The 25,884-nt window shown below is 24.4% G+C and carries 24 protein-coding genes and 6 tRNA genes; 21 read left to right on the top strand and 9 right to left on the bottom strand.

The genetic code is table 4. The annotated features are described in order from the left end of the window. Positions 1-76 precede the first annotated feature (76 nt). Positions 77-745 (bottom strand): 16S rRNA (uracil(1498)-N(3))-methyltransferase, encoded by a 669-nt coding sequence (locus tag F795_RS0100935; protein ID WP_022935870.1) that lies wholly within the window; start codon positions 743-745, stop codon positions 77-79. A 250-nt stretch (positions 746-995) separates the two neighbouring features. On the opposite strand from F795_RS0100935, the gene F795_RS0100930 reads away from it, so the two are divergent. Both F795_RS0100930 and F795_RS06310 read left to right on the top strand, forming a co-directional pair. Next, positions 996-1,814, top strand: a complete 819-nt coding sequence (locus F795_RS0100930; RefSeq protein ID WP_022935869.1) for a hypothetical protein — start codon at positions 996-998, stop codon at positions 1,812-1,814. A gap of 33 nt (positions 1,815-1,847) precedes the next feature. Further along, the gene (locus F795_RS06310; protein ID WP_022935868.1) at positions 1,848-5,192 is read left to right on the top strand and encodes a hypothetical protein; all 3,345 of its coding nucleotides are present in this window, start codon (positions 1,848-1,850) and stop codon (positions 5,190-5,192) included. A gap of 385 nt (positions 5,193-5,577) precedes the next feature. Here F795_RS06310 and F795_RS07000 read toward each other — a convergent pair whose 3' ends face one another. The 3 genes from F795_RS07000 to F795_RS06305 form a co-directional block, all read right to left on the bottom strand. After that, positions 5,578-5,649 carry a helix-turn-helix domain-containing protein gene (locus F795_RS07000; RefSeq protein ID WP_422385564.1) on the bottom strand — a complete coding sequence of 24 codons (72 nt, stop codon included), beginning with the start codon at positions 5,647-5,649 and terminating at the stop codon, positions 5,578-5,580. 236 nt (positions 5,650-5,885) lie between these two features. Beyond that, entirely contained in the window at positions 5,886-8,957 is a 3,072-nt protein-coding gene (locus F795_RS0100920; RefSeq protein ID WP_022935867.1) for a DUF262 domain-containing protein, read from the bottom strand. Between the two features lie 9 nt (positions 8,958-8,966). Beyond that, on the bottom strand, positions 8,967-9,518 hold the full coding sequence (locus F795_RS06305) for a cytosine methyltransferase (protein ID WP_277868640.1): 552 nt from the start codon (positions 9,516-9,518) through the stop codon (positions 8,967-8,969). A 557-nt stretch (positions 9,519-10,075) separates the two neighbouring features. Between F795_RS06305 and F795_RS06300 the strand changes: the two genes are divergently transcribed. Continuing rightward, positions 10,076-10,933 carry a dimethylarginine dimethylaminohydrolase family protein gene (locus F795_RS06300; protein WP_022935865.1) on the top strand — a complete coding sequence of 286 codons (858 nt, stop codon included), beginning with the start codon at positions 10,076-10,078 and terminating at the stop codon, positions 10,931-10,933. Positions 10,934-11,075: 142 nt separating this feature from the next. Here F795_RS06300 and ftsZ read toward each other — a convergent pair whose 3' ends face one another. From ftsZ to mraZ, 4 genes are all read right to left on the bottom strand, one after another. Beyond that, positions 11,076-12,227, bottom strand: a complete 1,152-nt coding sequence (ftsZ, locus tag F795_RS0100905) for a cell division protein FtsZ (protein WP_022935864.1) — start codon at positions 12,225-12,227, stop codon at positions 11,076-11,078. Between the two features lie 66 nt (positions 12,228-12,293). Continuing rightward, positions 12,294-13,442: a hypothetical protein gene (locus F795_RS0100900; RefSeq protein WP_022935863.1), complete on the bottom strand. Its 1,149-nt coding sequence runs from the start codon at positions 13,440-13,442 to the stop codon at positions 12,294-12,296. A gap of 1 nt (position 13,443) precedes the next feature. Then, positions 13,444-14,343 carry a 16S rRNA (cytosine(1402)-N(4))-methyltransferase RsmH gene (rsmH, locus tag F795_RS0100895; protein WP_027120242.1) on the bottom strand — a complete coding sequence of 300 codons (900 nt, stop codon included), beginning with the start codon at positions 14,341-14,343 and terminating at the stop codon, positions 13,444-13,446. Next, positions 14,340-14,780, bottom strand: coding sequence for a division/cell wall cluster transcriptional repressor MraZ (gene mraZ, locus F795_RS0100885; RefSeq protein ID WP_022935860.1), 441 nt, complete (start codon positions 14,778-14,780; stop codon positions 14,340-14,342). Before mraZ ends, rsmH begins: the two co-directional genes overlap by 4 nt. Before the next feature lie 146 nt (positions 14,781-14,926). Between mraZ and F795_RS0100880 the strand changes: the two genes are divergently transcribed. From F795_RS0100880 to F795_RS06280, 18 genes are all read left to right on the top strand, one after another. Beyond that, positions 14,927-15,002 (top strand) — tRNA-Thr (locus F795_RS0100880). An 80-nt stretch (positions 15,003-15,082) separates the two neighbouring features. Next, positions 15,083-15,157 (top strand) — tRNA-Asn (locus F795_RS0100875). A 5-nt stretch (positions 15,158-15,162) separates the two neighbouring features. Next, a tRNA-Glu gene (locus F795_RS0100870) sits at positions 15,163-15,238 on the top strand. A 1-nt stretch (position 15,239) separates the two neighbouring features. Continuing rightward, positions 15,240-15,315, top strand: a tRNA-Val gene (locus F795_RS0100865). 103 nt (positions 15,316-15,418) lie between these two features. Further along, a tRNA-Thr gene (locus tag F795_RS0100860) sits at positions 15,419-15,494 on the top strand. Position 15,495: 1 nt separating this feature from the next. Next, positions 15,496-15,580 (top strand) — tRNA-Leu (locus tag F795_RS0100855). Positions 15,581-15,707: 127 nt separating this feature from the next. Then, a complete protein-coding gene (gene truB / locus F795_RS0100850) occupies positions 15,708-16,571 on the top strand; it encodes a tRNA pseudouridine(55) synthase TruB (RefSeq protein WP_022935859.1) in 864 nt (287 codons plus the stop codon). Beyond that, positions 16,564-17,367: a YcsE-related riboflavin metabolism phosphatase gene (locus F795_RS0100845; protein WP_022935858.1), complete on the top strand. Its 804-nt coding sequence runs from the start codon at positions 16,564-16,566 to the stop codon at positions 17,365-17,367. The genes truB and F795_RS0100845 overlap by 8 nt, the downstream gene beginning before the upstream one ends. A gap of 20 nt (positions 17,368-17,387) precedes the next feature. Next, on the top strand, positions 17,388-18,263 hold the full coding sequence (locus tag F795_RS0100840) for an FAD synthase (protein ID WP_022935857.1): 876 nt from the start codon (positions 17,388-17,390) through the stop codon (positions 18,261-18,263). A gap of 78 nt (positions 18,264-18,341) precedes the next feature. Further along, entirely contained in the window at positions 18,342-18,608 is a 267-nt protein-coding gene (gene rpsO, locus F795_RS0100835; protein ID WP_022935856.1) for a 30S ribosomal protein S15, read from the top strand. Between the two features lie 237 nt (positions 18,609-18,845). Next, positions 18,846-19,292 (top strand): hypothetical protein, encoded by a 447-nt coding sequence (locus F795_RS03335; protein ID WP_040538402.1) that lies wholly within the window; start codon positions 18,846-18,848, stop codon positions 19,290-19,292. A gap of 155 nt (positions 19,293-19,447) precedes the next feature. Then, complete coding sequence (locus F795_RS06295; RefSeq protein WP_022935855.1) at positions 19,448-20,197, top strand: DNA-processing protein DprA; 750 nt, start codon at positions 19,448-19,450, stop codon at positions 20,195-20,197. A 223-nt stretch (positions 20,198-20,420) separates the two neighbouring features. Then, on the top strand, positions 20,421-21,440 hold the full coding sequence (recA, locus tag F795_RS0100820) for a recombinase RecA (protein ID WP_022935854.1): 1,020 nt from the start codon (positions 20,421-20,423) through the stop codon (positions 21,438-21,440). Between the two features lie 94 nt (positions 21,441-21,534). Then, positions 21,535-21,924 carry a hypothetical protein gene (locus F795_RS04530; protein ID WP_051129973.1) on the top strand — a complete coding sequence of 130 codons (390 nt, stop codon included), beginning with the start codon at positions 21,535-21,537 and terminating at the stop codon, positions 21,922-21,924. Further along, positions 21,924-22,247, top strand: a complete 324-nt coding sequence (locus F795_RS06290) for a DNA methyltransferase (RefSeq protein WP_338417263.1) — start codon at positions 21,924-21,926, stop codon at positions 22,245-22,247. Before F795_RS04530 ends, F795_RS06290 begins: the two co-directional genes overlap by 1 nt. Positions 22,248-22,270: 23 nt before the next feature. Further along, a complete protein-coding gene (locus tag F795_RS06285) occupies positions 22,271-23,242 on the top strand; it encodes a DNA methyltransferase (protein WP_051129972.1) in 972 nt (323 codons plus the stop codon). After that, positions 23,229-23,975 carry a DEAD/DEAH box helicase family protein gene (locus tag F795_RS03720; protein ID WP_084254386.1) on the top strand — a complete coding sequence of 249 codons (747 nt, stop codon included), beginning with the start codon at positions 23,229-23,231 and terminating at the stop codon, positions 23,973-23,975. The genes F795_RS06285 and F795_RS03720 overlap by 14 nt, the downstream gene beginning before the upstream one ends. Further along, positions 23,960-25,594, top strand: coding sequence for a DEAD/DEAH box helicase (locus F795_RS06280; protein WP_084254385.1), 1,635 nt, complete (start codon positions 23,960-23,962; stop codon positions 25,592-25,594). Before F795_RS03720 ends, F795_RS06280 begins: the two co-directional genes overlap by 16 nt. Before the next feature lie 44 nt (positions 25,595-25,638). On the opposite strand, the gene F795_RS06275 is transcribed toward F795_RS06280, so the two are convergent. After that, positions 25,639-25,884: IS3 family transposase (locus F795_RS06275; protein ID WP_022935853.1), on the bottom strand; the 246-nt coding region annotated here is incomplete at its 5' end.

The following is a 25,884-nucleotide window of genomic DNA, read 5'->3' as shown; positions in this document are numbered from 1 at the left end:
AAAAAGGTTTTAAATAATAAATTTAACATATTTATATGTTAAATAGTATATCTTAAAATGATATATTTTGTGTAATTTATTTTTTTATTCTAGAAAGCATATATATCAACGCGGTTTCAGATCTCAATATGCTTTTGGTCAATGAAATAATTTTAGCACTTTTTTTATTTGCTGTTTCAATTTCTTTTAAATTAAATCCACCTTCAGGTCCAACAATTAAAAGTGCATCATTATCTATTAATTCAAATGGTTCACTATTATTAATGTTTACATGCGCTAAATATTTATTTTTGCATTCTAAATCCATTATTTCATCAAAAGTATGTAATCTTTCAAGTTTGCATATTTTATTTCTAAAAGATTGTTCAGTGGCTTGAAAAATAATTTTTTCTAACCTACCTATATTTTTTATTACATTGTAATTACTTTTATCAGTGTAAACTGAGACAAAAGGAATTATTTTAGAAGCTCCTAATTCAACTGCTTTTTGGACTGCAAATTCAAAATTGCTTTGTTTAATTAATGGTATACAAACCGTAATTTCATTTTTAAGTTCATTATTAATATCTAATTTTTTAATTAATTTTGCTTTTTCTGCATTATAGATGCATTCATAATATTCATTTAAATAATTAATGTAAATTGTTTCATTTTCTTTTATGCGTAAAACTTTGATGTGCTTTAGTTGTTCATCATCAAAATAAAAGTTATTGTTTTCTTTTCTAGTTACAAAAAATTTATACATAAAATAAAGTTTACCAAATTAATTTTTTTTAAAACATTAATTAATATTTTTTTCAAAATGATACACTTAAAGGTTAAAAAATAGTGAAATTTACTCTCTCTCTCTCTCATTCTTACTTATTCTTAATAATTTCTTAATAAATAAAATAATAAGTATATAATTAGACCATGCATTTTACATTAAACATGCGTTAATAAATATATTGTTTGTTAATAATTAACAAATATAAAATTAAAAGGAGACCCAAAAAATGGCTGAAACAGCTGCACAAAAAAAATTAATAGTTCGTGAACTATTACATCCAAAAGTAAATAAAGTTGTTCCAATTCTTTCAGAATTAGGAAAAAACGATAAACCATTAGCATATGCTAATTTAGTTGTTCTTTTAAAAACTGCAATTAAAAGATATGAAAATGAAAAGAATTTGATTTTCTTATTTTATGCACAAAACAAATTAATTGGTTCATTATCAATTGCTAAAGCTCATACTATAGTTAATTCATTAGAAGCTAAAAAAGTTGCTCCAGAAACTGTTAATATTCGTTTTTTAGTTGATAATAAATTACTTGACATGTTTCAAGACTCAACTGGTTTAGTTACTAAAGCAGTTAATCAACAAATAGCTACTCAAACATTAGATGATTTAGCAGATAAAGTTAAAATACTTTTAATTAATAATTCTAAAAAGCCTAAGGAATTAACAAAAAACGACTTTAAAATTTCTATTGAAAACTTTAATGGTCAAGTTATTATTGAAAATGTCTTAGAAAGTAATGATGAACTTGATATTTATTACTATTTAAAACAAGGTGAAAATAAATCACAAGTATTTTTAAAACATGTTACTGGTATTTTGAACAAAAACTTAGCATTTTCAGAAGCACAATTGGCTTCTGCAAGAATTAGTGAAATTTTACAAAGCACTGGTTTTGAAGCAACTCAATCAATAAAGATTTCTACAATAAAATATAAAGTTCCTAAATGACTATATGCTATTTTAGCAGCAACATGAGTAGTTTTACTTTTCACAATAATTATTTTAATTCTATCAATTGCTAGAATAATTTAAGAATGTAATAATTAAAATCAAAAAAGGAAAAATATGGAAAATAAAAACTTAAAAACTAATGATTCAAAAACAGTTGAATCTAAAGTTGACAATGAAAAAAAGGTACGTAACACAAGCCCAACTTGAAAAATAGTTTCTATAGCTTCAGCAGCATTAGGCGTTGCAACAGTTACAGGTGTTACTGCTTTAGCAACTTCTCTTTCAACTGAAAGAAAACATCAAATATTAAATAAAGAATTAAGTAAAGCGAAAATTGATATTATTGATAAAGAATCAAAAACCAAAGCACAAGTTTTGAGTATTTCCGATTTCAAATCAAATATCAACACCAAACTTTATACTTTGCTTGTTGAAACTGATGATCTTACTAAAGAAGTTAATAAATATGCTTTAGATGATAAAAATCCATATACAACATTTAGAGCTAAATTTGCTTTAGCATGAAAATCAAATAATAAAATTACTTCTGATTGAAAAATGTTTGAGTTTAGAAATTTAGTTCCACCTAGAACTAAACAACAATTAAATGAATATGGAAAAATAGATAATACTAATTGAAAAACAAAAAATGTTGATTTAGTATTTGACCCTTCTTTTGACCCTTCTAAACATTTAGCTCATGATGTTGAAGAAAAAGTTGATGGCAAATATAAATATTTTGACATTACACTAAAGCAAAATAATAATGAAAATGTTCAATATGAAATTGTTGACATTAATGTTAAAGCAGATGATGAAAAATCAGAAGCAATATTTTCATATAAATTGAAAGTTAAAACTATTGATGATCCAAATTATATTTCTGATACATTAGAATATAAGATAAATACATTCGCTAAGACTTCTACTGTTTTAACAGCATTAATTAATAATACTGAATTTGAATATCAAGATGCTAATAATACTTATGTTCAAAATGCAATTGCTACAAATATTGTTTCAAAAACAGCTTTAGACCCTAACTTAGAAATAAAAGTTAATAGTTTAGTAAAAGATTTTGCAAATAGAAAATGTAAAGCTAGAATTCAATTAAGAAGTTTAGATACTAATTTAATGTCTAATGAAAAAGAAATAGAATTAACAGGATTTTTTGATGATCGTAAACAAATTAATGATGCATTAGGAGCAATAAGCTTTAATTATAATGATAAAGAAAATACTTATGCTTCAGAAGCTAAGAAAATTAATTTAACTTATTCTGGTTTAGATTCAATTGCTAAAAAAGATGATATTGAAGTAATTTATACAGGATATGAACTTAAACAAGAAGATGAATCAAATCCTGCAAAAAGAACTAATTTATTAGTTTCTTATAAATTAAGAAACAATGTAACCAAGTTTGAAAGTGCTAACCAAGTTAAAACAATTTCAAACTTTAAACAATATTTAATTTCTAGTGAATTAAATAAATATTTAAATGCAAATAAAGATGCTATTTTTACAGTCAATGCTAAAAATGATACTGAAATAAATAATATTTCAAACTTTAGCGATTTTAATATTTCTGCATTAGATAGTAAATATCAAATTGATGCATCAAACTTTACAATTATTAAAAATAATGATGAAGTTTCACTTGATTTAAATTATAGAATTAGTGAAAAAAATGGTAAACCAGGCATTTATTCTAATTTTTATAGAACAAGAATCACTGGCTTTAAAATGCCAAAAAGTTTAGTTGATAAGCTTGCAAGAGAAGTTCAAATTGACGCTATAGGAAAAGCTTCTAAAATGGCTTATGAATATTGAGATAATTTAACTGTTAGTGATTATTCAATAGTAAAAGATGCAAGAGTTAATATTAACATTAAAAGTGTAAAGCAAACTAGTGGTAATCAAATTTCAGTAAAATACACCGTTGTTGATGCAGCAAAAGGCACAGAATCAGCTGAAGTTACAAAAACTATTTCTGATTTTAAAACTTCAGACGCTAATGAAAAGGATTTTTCATATGAAGTTATTGAATATGAAGGTAATAAAGCTGCATTTTTAAACGGAAGAAAAACTAAAGAAGTTTTTGTTGTTCCTGCTAAAATCGGAAATTATAAAGTTATAAAATGTGGTACATTATTCCATAATATACCTGCAACTCCAAATCTTAGAGGTTATGGTGTAGTTTTGGAAGAAGGTATTAAAGAAGTATCTAATTTAATTATGAATACTGAAAGCAAGGAATTTGCCCAAATTTTAGCGGTAAAATTACCTAAATCTATTGAAAAAATTAATAATCTTATTGTTGGTAAGTCATCTAACTTAGCATATTTAAAAATGTATGATAATGTAAAAGAAATTAATGGTCTTTTTACAGGATTTAAAAACAGTATTGCAAAAGAAGATCATTATAGAATGAATTTTCCAGATGATTATTACATTACTTTCTATACACCTATTTTAGCTCTTCAATTTGGTGAATTTTTTGGATACTGAACTGCAGATAGTGGGGTTCAGGGACGTGGTTCATTTAAATTTGATTTAGTTGAGAGCGGTGAAACCAAAACTATTAAATTAAATACATCATATATTAATAACTACTCATTTTTAGAATCTATTGATGGTAAAAAATTATATAAAATTATCCATAACAAAGAAGCGATAAAAACAATAGATATCGAATTAAAATATGAAAGTATTTCTCAAAATGCTTTCTCTGGTTTAGACACAGAAACAATTGATTTTTGAGCTCCAAATTTAAAAATTAATAACTTACCTAAAGGTTGATTTTTATTGGACAACTTAACAAATCTTAAAAACTTAAAATTTAGTCACCACAAAATGGAAGAAATTCCTTTTAAAAATCTTATGGATGGTATCCATACACTTAACAATTTAGAACTTCCAAATTTTAAAAATGATAATGGTGAAAATGTTTTAGAAAACTCTTCAAACAAATTAGCAGCATCAACTGTAAATATTAGACTTCCAGAAAATACAAAATCTATTGGTATATTTATGGAACAATTTAAAACAGTAACAAATTTAACTTCACTTACTAAATTAAAATTATTAAAAGATGAAGCATTTACATATTTAAGAGATACAACATTAGATTTTAGAAATTGTCCTATTGAAGAAATTCAACAACAAGCTTTTTGATGATCTACAGAAAATGTAACAATTTATTTGCCTAAAAATATTAAGAAAGTAAGTAAATTTATTTTATATGGGTTTGTTGAAGATAGTAAATATTCATTACTAAGAAATGATGATGTAACTGAACAAGCAAAAGTAAAATTAACTCGTTTACTAAATGTAAAGCTTGTAATTAAGGAAAGTCAAAGACCTGCAACTTGAAGCCCATACTTTATGGCTCAATATTCTTCATCTTCTACTAATTCTACTGGTGTACCTGGTGAATGTGTAATTGAATGAGTTGCATAATTAATAAATAATAAAATATAAAAAGTTAGATTTAAAAGTCTAACTTTTAATTTTTTTGCAAATAAATATTAATAATAAAAAAATATGAATAATTTAATTTATGCAAAAATTAATTTCAACATTATTTTAAGAAAATATATGTTTTAATGTTTAATGATTAAAAATTTATTAAAATAAAGAATTTAATAAAATAGTTTTATATATGGTTGGGTTTATTTAAATACAGGCTTGATTGAAGTATGAAGTATAACACTTTTACTTATAACTTTATTCATTACAAACGAATTAAAATATTAAAAAATTACAAACTAAAAATTGAAAATATGATATCTTCTTTTTCGTGCTAATTGACTTGTAAAGCTTTATTTTGTAATTAATTATTCTGTTATCCAAGTTTTTTTAATTTTCTAAAAATAGTAGAAGGAGATCTATTAATTTCTTTAGCAATTTTATTAATTGAATAATTTAAATTAAAATAATATTTAATTAAAACTCTTTCTTCATAATTAATGTGTTATAATTAATATTGTAACCTCTTTTTTTAAGCAATACACAAGAGTTATATTGAAGGGAAAAGTATTCCTTCAATTTTATTTTATAAAAAAAGTGCAACAACTTTAACAAAATTGTCAAGTGTTGCACTTCATATTACAATGTAGTAAATTGCAAGCCAAAATTTACAATTTTTAAATATTATTTATTTGTATTCTTTTCATCTTGTGATTTTGAATTAACATCATATTTATACATTTCACAAAGGATGTCAATCATTTGATTAGTACGTTTTTTAATATTTTCAACAAATCTATCGTATATTGATTTTTCAATGCCTTTTAATATACTTTCTTCTGTATTGTTGTTTTCTATATCTTTGCGTTCCTTAATTAACTCTTTTATTTTTTCGGTGTATAAAGGATTTAATTTATATATTTCTTTATTTTTTTCATTTTTAGTTTTTTGTCCATCGAAAATTGAATTTGATAAAAATATAGCATTATTATAATATTCAATTTTAACTCATATTTCATTATTATTAGTTTTACTATTTTGTGATTTTTTTAGTAAAGCACCATTTCCCAAAAATTTTGTATTTTTTAAATAATTATATTCACTGTCCAATGCTTTTAAGTTATTTTTTTGTGTGGTAGCTAAAACATGTTCATATGAAATTTCTCTATCATTATAAGTTTTAGAATCTTTTCAATCATCACTATTAATGATTAAAGAAAATTTATTGTTTAAATAAAAATTAATTCTAATTAAAAACAATGTTTTCATTTTATTAGTTAAACTATCAAAATTGTTGTTTTCTACTTGCGAAAGCAGTATTTTATTTAATTCTTTACCAAAATCTTCATTTATTTGTTGGGCATTATTTAAACTTTTTATATTTAATAAATCATTTCTAAAATTATTAATAGAATAATTATTATTACCTTTATCACTATTTATTATTTCTTTACTAATTTCGAAAAATTTATTAGTTAATGAATCGCCTTTAAAGTAACATATTTTTCATACAATTATGAATTTTTCTAATTCATAAAGCCATTTAGACACTTCATTTATTTTATTTAAATCACTACGTGAAATATTTGAGTTATTACTTGCAATATTTCAAATATTATATTTATCTAATAAATTTCAAATAATAGGATAAGTTATAGTTAAACTCCCACCAAGGGTCACACCATATATTTGGCACAATAAACCATTAAATTTAAAATTAAATTTATCTATTTTATAATCAGTTATCGGTAAACTAAATAATAAATATTTACTAATATTATCATTAAAAATATTTAAAGTTTCTTCAATACTTTTAGTTTTGGTAAATCATTTTTTAATGCAATATTGTAATTTTGAAAAAACAAATATATTAGAGTCGGATTTATCAAGTATTATTTTTTCATTATTATTTTTTTCTCTTTCAAATAATACAAGAGCAAAGTTTTCTAAATCTTTATTTTTTATTAAATTTTTGTCATTATAAAATGGCTTAATATATTCCATATATAAATTAATAATTTCTTTAATTTTGCTTGTTTTGTTATCAAGATTAGCAAATTTTATACTTTCATCTAAATGACATAAATCAAAAATTTCATTTTTTAATAGATCCAAAGCATTTAAAACCTTAACATTTTGGTTCAAATTTCTAAAAACTTTATTTTCTACAAAATTGTTTAAGTATGTTTGAGTTACATATGTGTTAAAAAGAATTTGTTTAGTTATTTCTATTATTCAATCACGATCTGGAGAAATAACATGTTGCTCTTTATCAAACTTTACAATATTTCTAACAATTGAAAGAAGTAAGTGCCATATATTATTATTTTCATCATTATAACCATCGCTAAAATCTAAAATATTATAAAAATTTGTATATGATTCAATATTTTCACTAGAATTTTGATTATTACTTGTATCTTTAATAAAGATTGATTTTATTGTTAAACTATCATCGAAATACTTAGACAGTACTTCCATTTTTTTATTATTTCTATGTGCATAAATTTTATAAAGACATAATAAAATTAGTCAAGTTGTAAAGATTCTTTGTTGTCCATCTATTATATTACAATAAGTTTCTGTAATACCATTAGAAGTTAAACAACTTTTATTAACAAAAATAATATTATTTAAATAACTTTTTTTATCATTTTGAATATCATCAAATAAACTTGATAAAAAATTACTTACAATTGATTCATTCCAAACATAATCTCTTTGAAATAATGGTAAAAACAATTTGTTATTAGCATTTGTTCTTTTTATAAGCAAAGTATATATATTTGTTAAAAATGAATTTCCAATTTCTAAATTTTTTGAGTTGTTATTTTGTACTTCATCTAATCTTTCCAACATATTTAATTCATTTTCAAATATTTTAACTATTTCAAGACTATTATTTTTAGTTTTAAATTCTAAAATAGGAACACATTCTAAATATCAATTATTATTTAATGACAAAACCTTTATATATTCTTTGACTATATTCATTAAATTATTAAAATCTTGATCGGCTATATTATTTTCAATTTCTTCTATTAATGAAAAAAAATAATTTGACTTTTTAATATTTTCATTATTATAATTTTGAATTGCAACGCTTTTTTTGACTATACCAGAGTAGTTAAAATTAGTATCATAGTAAGAAGAACCGGTTTTAAATTTATTTTTAGCTATATCTATAGTGATTGAATTAATAATTAGATCATCTCTTTTTGTTAATTCATAATCATCTTCTTGTATATCCGAATCAAAATGTTCAATTGAATTTATCTTTTTTTCTATTTTAGAAATTAAAATTCTACTAATATAGTCAGATAAAATTTTTTTAGCATTTGAATTATCTTTTAAAACTTCGGTTATAACATTATTGATAAAATTTTCATTTATATTTAAGCATGAATTGTTAAATTTTTCATAAACATCAAAGAATTCTAAAAAATTTATAAATTGATTTAAAGTACTTTCACTATATACATTTTTTATTTCTCCATTACAGCTTATATTTTGAAAATTTTTTTCGTATAATTTAATATTTTCATTTCCCATAAAATAGGCTTTTATTTTTTTTACTTCTTTTTCATTATTATTTAAGCTTATTTCATCTTCAATAAGAATTTTATAATTTGATTTATTTTCTATCATATCTAAAAAAAATTGATTTTTTAATCAATATAAAATTACATTATAATAATTCAAAAAGTTAGTTCCTATTTTTCAATATTCAATCTTATTGCTTTTATTTTGTGCCATATTAAACCCTTAAATATTAATTTTTTCTAAGCTTTGTTCGATTATATCTTTAACAAGTTCTTTAGGTATTAAACTTCGCACTAAATAACTACCTAAAGCCATGTGCTCATTATTACTTTTCTTATGTTCTTTTTTTAAATCTAACTTAATATTAGATTTAAATATTGTTGGTTTTAAACTAAAGTTTTCATCATATGCAGAATAATATGTTTTATTAATATAAGCATTATTAAAGTTCCAATGATTTTTTTGAAATTCTCATATTTTAGATGTTGCTGGGTTTTCAATTACTCAAACTTTAGGTTTAAAATAATCGATAATTGTTATAGTTCCACCAATTGTACATTCTCCTACTAATCTGCCCCGCTCTTTTTGTTCAAAAAACCTACGTTTTACAGGATGGCAAGTTTTATTTCTTTCATCATAATATTGTTTATTTTTTACTTCCCATATACCTTCACTTGAAATTGAACGAGTTATTTTCCCATTGCAATCTGCTCCTGATCAAGATTCACAAGGAGGCGAAGCTAAAATAATGTCTGGTTTTGGTAAAGCAGACAATTGTTTTATTAGCAAAAAATTAGTTATAGATAAATCAATTTGATGATAAAAATAATATTGTGATTCAGCAAATTTAATATCATTAATTCCTATTGAGTGAACTTCAATTTTTAAGTTGTCACTATTTTTATTAAAATATTGTTTAATACCATTTTTATATGATGATGCAGCATCATCAAATAATGCTCAAACTACAATTTTGTTTTTATTATTATGTGTTAATTTATTTTTTGTTTTATTTGAAAGATTAGATTCTAATTGAGATTGCTCTCTCTCTCTCTCTCTCTCTCGTTGTTATCTATTTTGATATTATTTTTAATCATTTTAATCACCTTTTAAAACAAAAAATAAGATAAATAAGTATATTTTAATTATTATACACAGTAAAATAAAATTTTAACTTTTAAATTTAAATTTATGGTTATGCATTTTTTTTATATAAATCTAATATTTCTAATTTACCTTTATATTATGTAAGTGGTATAATTATTAATATAGCAAATTGTTAAAAATATGCTATATATTAATAAAAACATTCTATATTTAAGGAGAAAAATATGTGTAATTGTAAAAAATGTAATGATTGCAAAGATTGCTGCAAATCATGCGAAAAACCTTTAAAAAATAAATTTAATAGCATTATTGTTAAAACACCATGTGCTGCTATGGTAAATGGTATTTCATCAGCTGGCTTACATCCAGATTATGAACTTGCTAAAAAACAACACAAAGATTATATTGAAAAATTAAAGACTTGTGGTGTTGATATAACGGTATTACCTTTAAACGAAAAATACCCAGACTCATGCTTCGTAGAAGATGCTGCTGTTATTATTCCTGGTGAACTAGCTATTTTAACTAACCCAGGGGCAAAAACACGTAATGGAGAAAAAGTTGAAATGCTTCCAGCATTAAAGAAATATTTTGATGAAGGACACATTGCAAAAATTGAAGCTCCCGGAACAGTTGATGGTGGGGATGTTATGATGGTTGGAGATACATACTACATTGGTATGTCTGAAAGAACTAACCGTGATGGAATTAGACAATTCCACAATATATTAGCAAAAATTGGTAAGAAATTAATTCCTGTGCCAATGACAGAAATGTTACACCTTAAATCAGGAGTTAACTATCTTGAACACAATAACTTATTAATTACAGGTGAATTTGTTAACTATCCAACATTTGATTCATTTAATAAAATTGTAGTTCCTGCTGATGAAGCTTATGCAGCAAACTGTATTTGAGTTAACGAAACTGTTATAGTACCTGAAGGATATCCAAAAACTTTAAAAGCTATTCAAGATTTGGGTATTTATAGAGTTATTACTTGTGATACTAGTGAATTTAGAAAACTTGATGGTGGACTTAGCTGCTTATCATTAAGATTTAGAACATTAGATAAAAAATAATATTTTATAAACTTAAAAAAATGAACCTATAAAATAGTAGGTTCATTTTTAATTACTGCTAATTAAAACAAAAGGGAAAACTTGATAGTTTTCCCTTCATGATAAAGTAGATTTTTAATTAAATGTCAATTTCTTACATCATCTACATTTTGTTAAAAATATCTGCTAAATCATCGTTAACATTGTTTGCACCTGATTGTGCAAAGTCACTTGGAATGTAAGGGTTGCCAATTAAGGCTTCCTTGGTCTTAGCATTCTCAAATTCTATGCCTTTAGTCTTAGATAATCCTTTAGAAATTTCTTTTTGAATATCGGCAGGATTTTTAGGGGCATTTTCTTTTAAACCAGTTGCGATAACAGACACAAATAATTCGCCTAATTTTTCGCTTTCTTCGCTTGTTGTGTTTGTTAGGCCGAAGATAATATTAATATCTTGCCCAACTAATTCACGCATAGCTTTTAAAGCACTTTGAATTTCATTCAATGTAACTTGTTTACTTGCGATAAAATAAACAATTGCATCTGTTGCGCCTACTATTGAAGATTCTAAAATAGGAGAAGATATTGCAGCAGTAATTGCTTTAATTGCCCTGTCTTGTCCTGAAGCTGAACCGATTCCAACAACTGCTTCACCACTATTTTTAATAATAGTTTCTAAATCAGCAAAGTCTAAATTAATAATCCCTGGAACAGCAATAACATCAATTAAAGTTCTAATTGTTTGTTTAAGTACATTATTTGCACAAACAAATGCATCTTTATAAGAAACATTACCATATTGCATAAGGAGTTTATTATTAGAAATAATAATATATGAATCAACATTATTTATTAATTCTTGCATTCCATCGTTCGCAATTTTAGTACGTTTTGGTCCTTCAAATTCAAATGGTGTAGTTACTATGGCAACTACTAAAGCGCCACATTCTTTTGCTATTTTAGCAATTATAGGAGAAGCACCAGTTCCGGTTCCCCCGCCCATTCCTGCTGTTATTATAACTAAATCCGCACCTTTTAATCTTGATTTAATGTCATCAGCACTTGCTAGTGCAGCTGCTCTACCTATTTCAGGCTTTGCACCTGCGCCTAAACCTTTTTTATCGCCTAATTGTAATCTTAATGGTTTATCAAATTGTTCTAAAACTTGTTTATCGGTATTAGCTATTATAAATTCAAGTCCATCTAATTTAGTTCCAACTAAAGTTTTAATACTATTATTTCCACCGCCACCAACACCAATAACTTTAATGTTAGCAACTGGATTATATAATTCTTCTGTGGTATAATCGCTCATATTAGTTCTCCTTAATAAAATTAATTATAAAACTCGTTAATAATTAATTATATATTAATTAAATATTTAAATGTATAATACTTTTCTTTTAAATGATTTACTATTTCTTAACATTGTAGTATCAACCACAAAAGTTTCAGTAGTTAGTAACTTTTCTTCATTCATTGATATTTGTGATGATAATTCCATATTAGTTATTATTCTGATAATTCCATTCATTTCTGAACTTATTACATCAAAATTATTTGTTGCTGGAACAACATTCATAATTATTGAATTTTCATCTTTTATAAGTTCTTTATATGAATTACATTCGTAAAGAGCATCATTTGGTTTAACAAATAAATTAATTGTCAATTGGTTTTTACCATTTGCCATTTTATTATTTGCTATGTATTTTTTAATTGAACTAAAAATATCGTCATAGAAGCTATTCATTAATAATTTAAGTGTTTCACTTGAAATTATCTTTCCATCAATTAATATGTTATTAAAATTGTTTGACAATAATTTTTTTACAATCATATATGCATCTGAGGTGTTTTGTACGAAATTATTTTCAATTAAATGTTTAGACACATCATTGAGTCCAACTTCTAATATTTCACTTTTAGTTAATATGTTCTTTGAGAAGTAATTTAAACTTATAACATTTTTGTATATGTCAATAAATAATGATTTGTTAGTATTGAAATTTTGTGATCTAGTAAAATCAAAAGTCATTATTTTTGCGATATTTAATTTGTTTTGAGAAGTAAATTCTACTATTTTGTTATAGAAATCATTACTAATTGTAGTAATTGATTTAACAACATATAATTTATCATTTACTGTTTTTTGATTAACCAATACTGAATCAATAATATATTTTGAATTCTTTTTAAAGTCTTTATTTAAAAGTGTATCGACATCTTTGCCACAAAATGTATTTTTAAATTGTTTTAATGAGAATTCGAAATTATAAAGTGAAGTTTTTAATTCGATTTCTTTTTTATTAGAAACTATCACTATTAATTCAGTAATTTTTCCTTTAATTAGTTTTTCAATGGCTATTTTTGAATCTCTAATAAAACCTTTTTGTTCAAGATCAGAGGTGTTTTTACTATCAATACTATTTAAGAAAATTGGAAAAATACCTTTTGAAGTGTATTCAACAGCTTCGATTTCAAGGCAACTATCAAAAAATTTTAAAGTAGTAATAATAGTTCTTTTCATTTTACAATTTTGTAATAACCCTTAATTTTGCACTTTTGGCTCTTTTATTAGTTTCAATTTCCGTTTTGCTAGGGAAAATGATTTTTTGACTTCAACTTTTATTTTCATCAAAAGTTGGAAGTTTAGCTTTTATGGGATCAACATAATTAAGATCTTGATAAAATTTTTTAACTAAATAATCTTCTTTTGAATGGAATGTGATTATGAGAATTTTTCCATCTTTATTCATTAATTGTGGTAAAGAATCCAACATTTCCTTAATAGAATTAAGTTCATCATTAACTTCTATACGAAGTGCTTGAAAAACTTGTTTTGCAGGATTTTTTTCTCTTACAACTTTAGCTGGCAAAATATCTCTTAATAATTCAACTAATTTATTTGAATAATCAAATGGTCTATTTTCTACAATGGCTTTCGCAATTTTTCTAGAAAACTTTACATCAGCGTTTTTGTATAAAATTTTATCTATTTGTTCTTCAGAGTAATTATTAAGTATATCTGACGCTTTTAATGGTGATGATAGATCCATTCTCATGTCTAACTTAGCATTTTCTTTATAACTAAATCCTCTATCGGTGTTATCCAATTGAGGACTAGAAGTTCCAAGATCAGCTAAAATACCATCAACTTTAGTAATATTTAGTTTTTTAAGTTCATCTAATATAAATCTAAAGTCAGATTTAATTAGAATTACTTTAGAATTTGAAGATTTTAAAGAGTCTTTGCTTTCATTAATTGCTTCAATATCTTTATCAAAACAAATTAATGTCCCATTTTTTAATCTTTTTAGTATTTCCTTACTATGCCCTGCGCGTCCTAGCGTTAAATCTATATATATACCATTTTCTTTTATATGTAAATTTTCAATAACCTCATCTAAAAGTACTGGTATATGTTTTATAGCTTAACTCCTTTTTCAAGTAGTTTTTCTGCTAGAATATCAAGACTTTCCTCATTTTCATATTTTCTTTCATTTTCTTCATAAACTTCTTTTGCAAAAAGTTCACATTTATTTCCAGAACCTATGAAAACAACTTCTTTTGTGATAGCGGCTTTATCGAGTAAATATTTAGGGATAATAATTCTTCCAACTTTGTCTGAAGTTAATTCTTCAGTATTTGCAAAAATTATTCTTGTTAGGTTTCTAACTTCTTTATCGAGCTGATTATTTGATTCCAAACGTTCTTTTAACTTTTCAAATTCGTCTTGTGTTCTTAATACAAGTGATTTGTCAAGGCCAATTGTAACAAAGAAAGTTTGTCCCAATTCTTTTAAAATTTTGGCTGGAACAACTAATCTGTTTGCTTCATCGATGCTTCTGTTAAATTTCCCAAACATTCCCATTTCCTCCCACTATCACTCTTATTCTACCATATATTTTCAGGATGTGTAAAAAAAGATAAATTTTTTTGAAAATATTTTTTTGTTAATTTTGATTAAAAGTGGGTTTTTTGTATAAAATAATTTTGTTATGTAAAATTTTTGCTGATTTAGCTCAGTTGGCAGAGCAATTGATTCGTAATCAATGGGTCAGGGGTTCAATCCCTCTAATCAGCACCATTTGTAATAACACCCTAAAAAAATTTAGAAAATTTGAAAAAATATCTTTTTTTAGTTATAATAATATAGCAAATTATGTTGCCGACTTAGCTCAGCGGTAGAGCAGCTGGCTGTTAACCAGTTGGTCGTTGGTTCGAACCCAATAGTCGGCGCCATATTTGGCCCTATGGTGAAGTGGTTAACACATATGGTTTTCATCCATACATGCGTGGGTTCGAGTCCCGCTAGGGTCACCATGGAGAATTAGCTCAGCTGGGAGAGCATTGCCCTTACAAGGCAAGGGTCGTGGGTTCGAGCCCCTCATTCTCCACCATTTGTTAAATCGCCAAAAAGATCGTAATGATCTTTTTTATTTCATTAAAAAAATTTTAAAAAAAATAAAATTCTCTATATAATAATATTGTTTTTATAAACAGGCCGTTTTAGCTCAGTTGGCAGAGCAACTGACTTGTAATCAGTAGGTCGTAGGTTCAAGTCCTATAAACGGCACCATGTTCGAGTGGTGAAATTGGCAGACACGTTAGTTTTAGGCACTAATGCTTTATCGCGTAAGGGTTCAAGTCCCTTCTCGAACACCATATGTTTAAGACAAAGCAACAATGTTGCTTTTTTATTTTTTTTAATTTATGAAAAATTTAATTACTATAATATAAAAGTTATTTTATTTTAAAAATTAGTTTTTTAAAATAAGCATAAGGAGAAATAATGTTTTATAAGTTATATAAAGAAAAAGGTATTTCATCATTTAATGCAATTAAAAAGTTTGCTAAGGAAAACAATATTAAAAAAATAGGACACTGCGGAACTTTAGATCCTTTAGCAGAAGGTTTATTGGTTGTTGCTTCTAATGATGATACTAAAATGCTTGAATATATTTTTTCAGCTAATAAAGAATATATAGTAAAAGCTAAACTTCATTATTTCTCTGAAAGTTATGATGAAGGCGAAGAAATAATTAAATTAAAAAATTCAAAAAAAGTTACTAAAGAAGAATTATTAGAAACTCTTAATATAATTAAGAATATAAAAGAACAACTCCCTCCCAAATTTTCAGCTAAAAAAATTAACGGAATAAGAGCATATAAATTAGCTAGAGAAAATAAAGAAGTCAAATTAAATAAAATAGCTATTGAAATATTTAATTTAGAACTTTTAGATTTTAATTATGAAAAGCAAACATTTAAAATTAAATGTTTAGTTTCTAAAGGAACATATATAAGATCATTAATTCATGATATTGGACTTAGTTTAAAAACCGATGCTATTGTTACGTCGCTAATTAGAACTAAAATAGGGAATATCTCTTTAGCTGGTAAAAAAAATGAAAAAATTAATGACTATTCCTTGATTTTTAATGTATCATTATTAAACTTAAATGTTAAATATCTAAACGATATTGAACAAAAAAAGCAAATTTATTTTGATAAATTAAAAAACAAAAATGAAAATTATTTATTTTTGTTTGATAACCAAATAATTGCATATGGTCTAATTAATTTTGGAAATGTTAAGTTTACCAAAGTTTTTTATGGCCGCATAAATGAAATATTAAGGAGTAAAAATGACTAAATATAAAGTAATAGTATTTGATATTGATGGTACTTTGCTACCATTTGGTGTTGAAGATTTATCACCAAGAATGGTTGAAATGTTTGAAAAATTAAAATATAATGGATATATTAATGTTCTTTGCTCTGGAAGAGATATTTTCACAGTAGGAAAACAAATTCATAATCCATATGTGGACTATTTTATTGGTGCCAATGGAACTTTTATTTTAGATTTAAAAACTAATGAATATGTTTTTGAAAGAACGATAAATTATGATGACTACAAAAAATTCCACAAGTATGCTAATGAACACAATTTAGCTTTTTCATTTGTTGGACAAAAGTGAGGATATTATAATGAAACATTTAATATTGATCATTGATTTTATAAGCCATTTAAAAAGTCATTTATCTCTGTTAATGAATTTGAAAAGCAAAATGATAAGAATTATTTAATTACAGTAAGTAGCAAAAACTCTAAAAAACTTTCTGAAGATCTTAATGCTTTCTTTGAAAAAGAAAAAATGGATATTTGAGTACTTGCTTATTGAACAGGTGGTGTATTTATTTCAGCTAGAGGTATTACAAAAGCAGTTGGTCTTCAAAATTTAGCAAACATTTTAGGATGTTCTTTAGATGAAATGGTTGCTTTTGGCGATAGTGAAAATGATGTGGAAATGTTAGAAGCTGTTGGATTAGGTATTGCAATGGGTAATGGTGAAGATGTAACTAAAGGTGCTGCAAACGAAATTTGTTTACCCGTTACAGAAGATGGTCCTTATTTTAAATTAAGAGAAAAAGGTTTTTATCGTTAATTTATTATAAAATTAATAATATGAAAATATTTGATTGAAATTTAAAAACTAATTTACATATTAATGATAATTTAATATTATGTTTAGGTTCATTTGAGACTTTGCATAAAGGTCACAATGAACTTTTTAAATTAGCTTTTGATTATACGAAAACTAATAGTAATTATAAAAGTGCAATTTTATTATTTAAAAATAAAATTAAGGACTCTAAAATTATTGATAATAAAGCTTTTCAATTAAAAACTAGATTATATACATTAGATGCCTTAAATTTTGATTATGTTTTTATTTCAGAATATAATGATGAAATTAAAAACTATGATGCTAATCTATTTATAAATATTTTAAAAAATAATAATGTAAAAGCAGTGGTATGTGGCCCTGATTATAAATTTGGTTTTAATAAAAAAGGCGATATTAAATTATTAAAGAAAAATTTTGAAGTATTTGTTGCTAATGAAAAAAAAGTTAATAAACAAAAGATATCTTCAACTTTAATTAATCAACTTATAGAAGAGGGAAACATTCATTTAATAAATGAATTATTAATCGACAATTATGCTTTTATAGTTAATGTAAATGAATTTATTTTTGAAATACCACCTAAATTAAATAAATTAAAAAACGGTATATATATAGTTAATGCAGTTATAAAAAATGTTGAATACCATGGTCTTTGCTTAATAAATGTCACCTTTACTGATGAATCTTCTTATATACAAGACAATAAGCTGTATCTTTTTGATATTGATTATGTACCAAATAAATATCAAGAGATATTTATAGAATTTTTAGACGCAATAAGATATACATCAAATAAAGCAGAATCATTAATTAATAATAATGATTTAGAAATAGCTAAAAAATATTTCGAAATATTATTAGAAAATGATTAATTTAATATATAATTAGTTAATTAAAAAATTATATCTTGGTTTTAATTAAGATTAAGGCTAGGTTATGAAAGGAAAAATATGGTTTCTAAAGAAAGAAAACTACAATTAGTTAAAAAATTTGGAAGAAACGCTAAAGATACAGGGTTTTTACCTGTTCAAATAGCAATTCTTACTGAAGAAATTGAAGGATTAAAAGTTCACTTCAATGCTAATAAAAATGATATTCATTCAATGCGTGGATTCATGGCTAAAGTTAATCACCGTAAAGATTTATTAAATCACTTAAAAAATGAAAACTATGATCTTTATGAAAAAACTATTAAAGAATTGAATATTAGAAAATAACTTTTTAAATGTTGGGCTTCCAACATTTTTTATTTTTTTAAAATTAAGAAAAACAATATGATTTTCCTAATTCTTTCTCAAATTAGTCCATTTTTTAATATGTTAATAAAAATTATGCAAAAATAAAGGTGAATAGTTAATACTATTCATAAAATTTTAATTAAAAATTAATGTTTGTTTAAACTAAGATTTTAATTAAATGCACAAAATTTCATATAAAATATAAGAAGAGAAAATATGGAAAATAATAATGATAATTTCAACGGACCACTAGGCAATATGCTATCATATACAAAAGTTAGTTCATTTGAAATTAAAAAACTTATGAATAAATATAGCAATTTAAATTGTGCAATATGTCAATTTAGCAATTACAAAGATTCTAAGTTTCTAGTAATTAAATATCAGGAGGAAGATATGAAAGTAAAACCATTAACCCCGCCAAAAGTAGAGCCCATTATTACAAAAGAAATAATTATGCAAATAGCTTTTGCAGTTAAAGAATTAATACAACCTGATATCGATGAAATTAAAGTGAGATTAGATAAAGTTGAACAACGTTTAGACGCTCTTGAAAAAAGAGTCGATAAAATCGAACAACGTTTAGATAAAATCGAAGCTGATATTCAAATGCTAAAATCATTTCATGTTGAAGATATTAAAAACTATAAAACAACTAATTAATATGACTTTAATTTAGAACTCATGTAAATTGTTACATGAGTTTTTTATTTAATTTAGAAAAAACAATATGATTTTTCCTAATTCTTTCTCAAATTAGTATGTTTTTATAAAAAAAGCTATTTTTTATATAAATTTATAAATGAGGAGAGAAAAAAATGATAGAAAATTATTTATTATATTTTAACCAAAAGTACAAAGGAAATTGAGACGATGTTTACAATGCAATAAAAAATCTCGAACAAGTCGATAAAGAAATTATAAATAAAATAGCTAATGAACCTTGAAACAAAGATGAAGGATATATATCTATATTAAGTGATGACTATCCAATGTCATTATCTATAATTTCAAAGCCGCCATTTATTTTATATTGAAAAGGTAATAAAGATATACTAAACAGTGAAAGAAAAATTCACATTACTGGTAACTATAAAAGTGAAAATATAGATAAAGTTTTAAGTTTGATTCATAGTGTGCCTGATAATTGTGCCATTGTAAATGGCGGATGAAAAGGGTTAGATGAAGATATCATTAGAACCGCTATTAAATTTAATAAAAAATTAATTTTAATAAGTCCATGTGGAATAGGTTTAAATTATTTTGAAAAATTAATTCCAGCCGAATATACTAACTATTTAATTATTTCAGAATTGCCTAATGCATGTCATACAACTAAAGCATCGATATATTTAAGAAATAGATTATTAGTTGGGCTTTCTAATTCAATGGTATTGTTAGCTACTCAAGATAAAAAATTATATGGAATTATTGATGAATTTCTAAATTTTGGCAAAGACATATATTGCGTAGTTCCTAGTCCAAACGATAAAGAAAATGCAAATATCGATTTAATTAACTTAGGTGCTGAAGCAATACAAGATCTAAGCTTACCTTTGCAACATTAAAATATTGTACTTTAAAGAAAACTACAATTTTGTAGTAGAAGCAACTTAAATGTTGCTTTTTATTTCTGCTATCTATTTAAAATTTAATCAATATCTTTTTATATTTTATATAAAATATAAAAATGTGGAAAAATCATATGTTTATTCCTAAACCTTTCTCAAATTAGTCCATTTTTAAACTTTGTGCTAAATTTTTGTGTAAATTTATATGTGAGGAGAAAAAATGAAACAAAACATAAATAAAAATACAAAGGACCTTTCAAACAATGATGCTTTAAATGAAGCATTAAAAGAAATTGAAAAAAAATTTGGAAAAGAATCTATTATGATTCTTGGACAAAAAAGTGACATTATTCCTGATGTTATTGATTCCGGTTCTTTAGCAATAAATAAGGCATTAGGAATTAATGGATGACCAAAAGGTAGAATTGTAGAAATATTTGGACCTGAAAGTAGTGGAAAAACTACTATTGCATTACATGCAATTGCTGAAGTTCAAAAAAATGGAGGCATAGCTGCATTTATCGATGCTGAACATTCTATAGATCCTATATATGCAAAAAATTTAGGTGTAGATGTAGATAAATTAATTTTATCTCAACCAGATTCTGGCGAACAAGCGCTGGAAATAGTTGATTGTTTATCAAAAACTGGTGCTATTGATTTAATTGTTGTTGATTCAGTTGCTGCCTTAGTACCTGAAGCTGAATTAAACGGAGAAATGCGCGATCAAGTTGTTGGTGCTCAAGCTAGACTTATGTCTAAAGCACTTCGTAAAATAACTGGTTCACTTTCCAAAAATAAAACAGCAATTATTTTTATAAATCAAATTAGAGAAAAAATTGGTGTTCTATTTGGTAATCCAGAAACTACAACTGGCGGAAGGGCATTGAAATTTTATTCTTCAGTAAGACTAGAAGTAAGAAAAGCTCAATCTTTAGCCAATGGTAGCGAAATATTTGGTAACCTTATAAAATGTAAAGTGGTTAAAAATAAATTAGCTGCGCCTTATAAAACTTGTAATATAGAAATTATATTTTCAAAAGGTATTTCTAAAATTTCTGAAATTATTAACTTTGCAGAAGAATTTCAAATTTTAGAAAAAAAAGGTGCATGATATAGCTTTGAAGGACAAAATATTGCTCAAGGAAATGCAAACCTTCAAATTCTATTAAATACAAATTTAGAACTTAAAGATAAAATTGAAAAATTAGTTATTGATAAACTAAAAGAACAAGAATAAAAATCTAAACTTTTACTATAAAAATTAAATGCAAATATATTCTTATTTAATGTAAAATTTAAATAAGAATTTTTTTATTATAAGGAGAAATAAAATGAATATAGAAAATTCAAAACAACAATTAATAGATGAATATATTAAAAAAGTGAAAAATACTCCTGATATTGAATTAAATCAAGATCAAAAAGAATTAATCATAGAAATATTAACTAAAATTGACCCTAAATATATTCAAAACGCTTATCAAATGTTAAATCAAAGAGTGAAAACCGGTTTTACATTTGATGAAGCGCCTTCAACAAGCAAAACAAATATTGCTTTATTAGCGCAAGATAAAAAACGTTCTTTTATTAATAATGTTTTAAATGCATCTGATTTTGAAAATTCATTGATAATTGGAGAAAATTATGATGCTTTGAAAAACTTAATTCAAATTGAAAAAATTAGAGCAATGACTGGGGGGGGCATAGCAATTTTGATGTAATTTATATTGACCCTCCTTATAATACAGAATCTGCAAAAACCGATGGAAATGTATCGGCAAATAACAATGAAAACATTTCTGCTTCAAAATTTATATATAGAGATAAATTTAGTCGAAATGGTTGACTAAATATGATGAAAGAAAGACTAGTAATGGCTCGCCAGCTATTAAAAGAAGATGGTGTTATTTTTGTTTCAATTGATGACAATGAACAAGCATATCTTAAGGTCTTAATGGACGAAATATTGGCGAAGAGAATTTTGTATGCAATTTTATATGACAAAAGAAAAATGAAGGTTCAGCGGAAGATTCTACTTATATAAAAATATTAACTGAATATGTTTTAATGTATAGTAAAAATATAACAAAATTAATAACTAACGTTTATGAAGATGATTTACAAAACAGTGATTACAATTTAAAAGATCAATATTATAAAACTAGAGGAATGTATAAACTTAATCAATTAGATAGGGCTTCTTTGACATGATCTGAAGGCCTTGATTATATTATTGAATATGAAAACAAAAAATATTATGCAGGTGGATCATTAGAACAATATAAAAATAGACACAATGGAAAGCATGCTATTAAAGATTGGCAGTGAAGATGATCAAAAGAAAAATTTGAATGAGGGTTAAAAAATGATTTTATTGTTTTTAAAAATAATAAAATATATACAAAACAATATCAATTTGTTGATAACAATGATAATCAAATAAAAAGAAGACATAAATTTTCTAATTTAATTATCAATCATCATGGTACACAGGGAACAAGTGAACAAAAAGACTTATTTATAAATAAAATTTTTGATCATCCTAAACCAACAAATTTAATAAAATATCTGATTAATCTTAATCCAAATAAAAATGCACGTATTTTAGATTTCTTTGCAGGCTCAGGAACAACTGGGCATGCCACTTTAGAACTAAATCGTGAAGATGGTGGCTCTAGAACTTATACGCTTGTAACAAATGATGAAAATAATATTGGTTCTAATGTTACATATGAAAGACTTTATCGTATTAATAATGGTAAAGGCACTAAAGGCGAAACTGATTTTAAATGTTTAGAAAAAAATGAGCCATATAAACAAAATTTAAATGTCTATAGCATTGAATATTTTGATGCATCAATAAACAATCCTGAAAAAGATGAAACCGATGATATTTCATTAAAATTATTAAAAAAACTTAATGATTTACTAAATTCTTTCAATTTGAAATCAATTGATATTAATAGCCAAGAAAAAATAAATATTTTAACTGAGCTTAATGCTTTAGATAAGAAAGAAATTACAAATGAATCTAAGTAAAATTCAAAATATAGCTGTTAATGAATTGCTAGAACATTTTAATAAATCATATATTAATAATGAAAATAAAATTATTGAATTTAAAGCTCCTACCGGTTCAGGTAAAACATTTATGATTAGTAATTTTATTGACAAAGCATCAATATATCATCATGATTTTAATCAAGACCAAAAAATTGTTTTTGTCATTGCTACATTATCATCTGCTAAATTACCAATTCAAATGGAAAGCAATATTAATGAATATTTAGCCTATTTAGAAAACAAGAATTTAAAAGTTAAAAGATATGATTCACCTTCTAGCTCTTCAGATAAGTTAAAAGATGGCGATTATCGTATTATTGCTAATAATAATGAAATAATAATTTTTGGAACTCAATCATTTGGTAAAAAAAGAATATACACAGATACTGGTGCATTTGATGCATTTTTGAATCAAATAGAAAAAGAAAATTATAAATTAGTTTATATTCGCGATGAAGCTCATGTAGGATCTGAAAAAGAAGAAAAAGATGCGTCTAAATATTTAGATTATGATGATGCTATTACTAAATCAAAAGATGAAAATATAAGATTTGAGAAAAAAATTCAAGAAGCAGCTTCTTTTATTATAAAAATGACTGCAACTCCTAAAGGAAAATATAAACAAGTCATTATTACCGAAAAGGATTTAGAAAGCGATAATATTCGTTTGTTGAAAAATGAACTTAAAAAAATTTGGGGCTTGAATTAGAAGAATCAAGCAGTATAGATAATATTAAATTGCTTCAAATTGCGATAAATAAATTTAAAGAAATTAAGAAAGAATATATTGATCATAAAAAAGAACCAGGCTTAGTGAATATAAATCCAGCAATGTTAATTCAAGTTTCAGATAAATATAAGGAAAATGAAAAAGAATTTGAAAAAAATATTGATTTAATAACTAAAACATTAAAACAAAATAATTTAACATATGCAAAATATTTTAGTTCAGAAAAAATAGATTCAGACCAAAGAACAATAAAATCATTACAAGATATATCAAGAAATTCTTCTGACATAGATGCAATAATATTTAAAGTTGGGCCAGCAACAGGGTGGAATATTCCTAGAGCTTGTATGTTAATACAATTAAGAAACGTATCATCTAACGTTCTAAATAAACAAACAATTGGTAGAATTAAAAGAAATCCTAATCCTGATTATCCTTTTTTGGAAAGCTCAATTGCTAATCAATATTTCATTTATACAAATAATAAAGTCGAAGATTCTGATGAAATTGTTACATATAGATTAAAAGATCAATATATAAAAGATCATATAAAATTTGGCTCAGGAAAAATTAATTTAGAAATTCATAAAGAAATTTTAAATAGTAATGAATGCAAAGAAAATATTATTGCACTATTAGATAAAAATAAAGTTCAGTTTTACCTTGATGAAGAATTAGATTACTATAGCAAAAATGGTTATTTAAAGGGATTGGTAATTAAATATAAAGATGAGAATAATCGTGAAAGAGATTGTATTTATCAAAAAATTTATAACATTTTAGAATTACAAAAATTTAATAAGAAATTTCAAATACAAAATTCTAAAATTTTTAGCGAAGATATAATTTCAAATATAAATTCTTGATTTTATAAGCAAAACTTTGGGAAATCAATTCACTTATTTTGGTATGTATTAAAAAATAATTATTTTGATGCAATAGTTAACAAATATAAAGAAGAATTGGAAATTAAAAAAAGAAAAACAACTGAAAAAGAATATTTATTAGAATTTACTAATACATTGCCTGAAATATTCAGTATAAATAAAGGCAAGCAACAAATAAATATTTCAGAAGAACATTATGCATATAAAAATATCATAGAAACTTCTGAAAATAACAAATATTATACAGATAGTGAAGCAGAAAATGAATTTCTTAATAGAATAATTAATTTCATTGCCGACAATGATGATTTAACAGAAAATATTAAAATATGAACTAAAAATCCTGTTCATGACGGAATTTCATATCAATATTATTCAGAAAATAATACTTCTGTAGCAAATTCATATCCTGATGTTTTAATTGCTATTGAAAAAGATGGTAAAAAACATCAATTAGTTATAGAAATTAAAAGCGGTATTAAAGATATAGATCCTAAAAAATCACAAGATTTATTGGAAGCTTATGAAAAATATGTTGATGAATTTTCTAATCGTTCAACTAATGAAATTGATAGTTTAACTATGGCAATTTGTTGAGTAAAAGAAAATAGCTTAATTTTTAAGGGAAATTCAACTAATGAAGAAGTTGATAAATTGCTTAGCAATGGCGTAACTAATAGATTAAGTTGAATCCGAAAATTATTAAAATAAAAAAGTAAATCCTTAAGTGGTATGAACCCCAAATATTGGACTTTTTAATTGTGTTTGGACTTATTCCTGTATTGAACAGGACTAAGTCCTTTTAATTTATTAACAATTCTGCCATTATTATAATAATATGAAATATATTTTTCTAAAGCAGTTTTAAATTCTTTAAAACTTTTAAATCTATTTTCTTCTTCAAATCAAAATTCTCTTTTTATAACACTAAATAAACATTCAGTGGGACTATTGTCTAAACAATTTCCTTTTCTTGAAATGCTTTGAATTGTTTGTTTCTC

This window comes from Metamycoplasma orale ATCC 23714 (assembly GCF_000420105.1).
GTDB lineage: Bacteria > Bacillota_I > Bacilli_A > Mycoplasmatales > Metamycoplasmataceae > Metamycoplasma > Metamycoplasma orale.
This window is presented reverse-complemented; position numbering and strand designations above follow the sequence as displayed.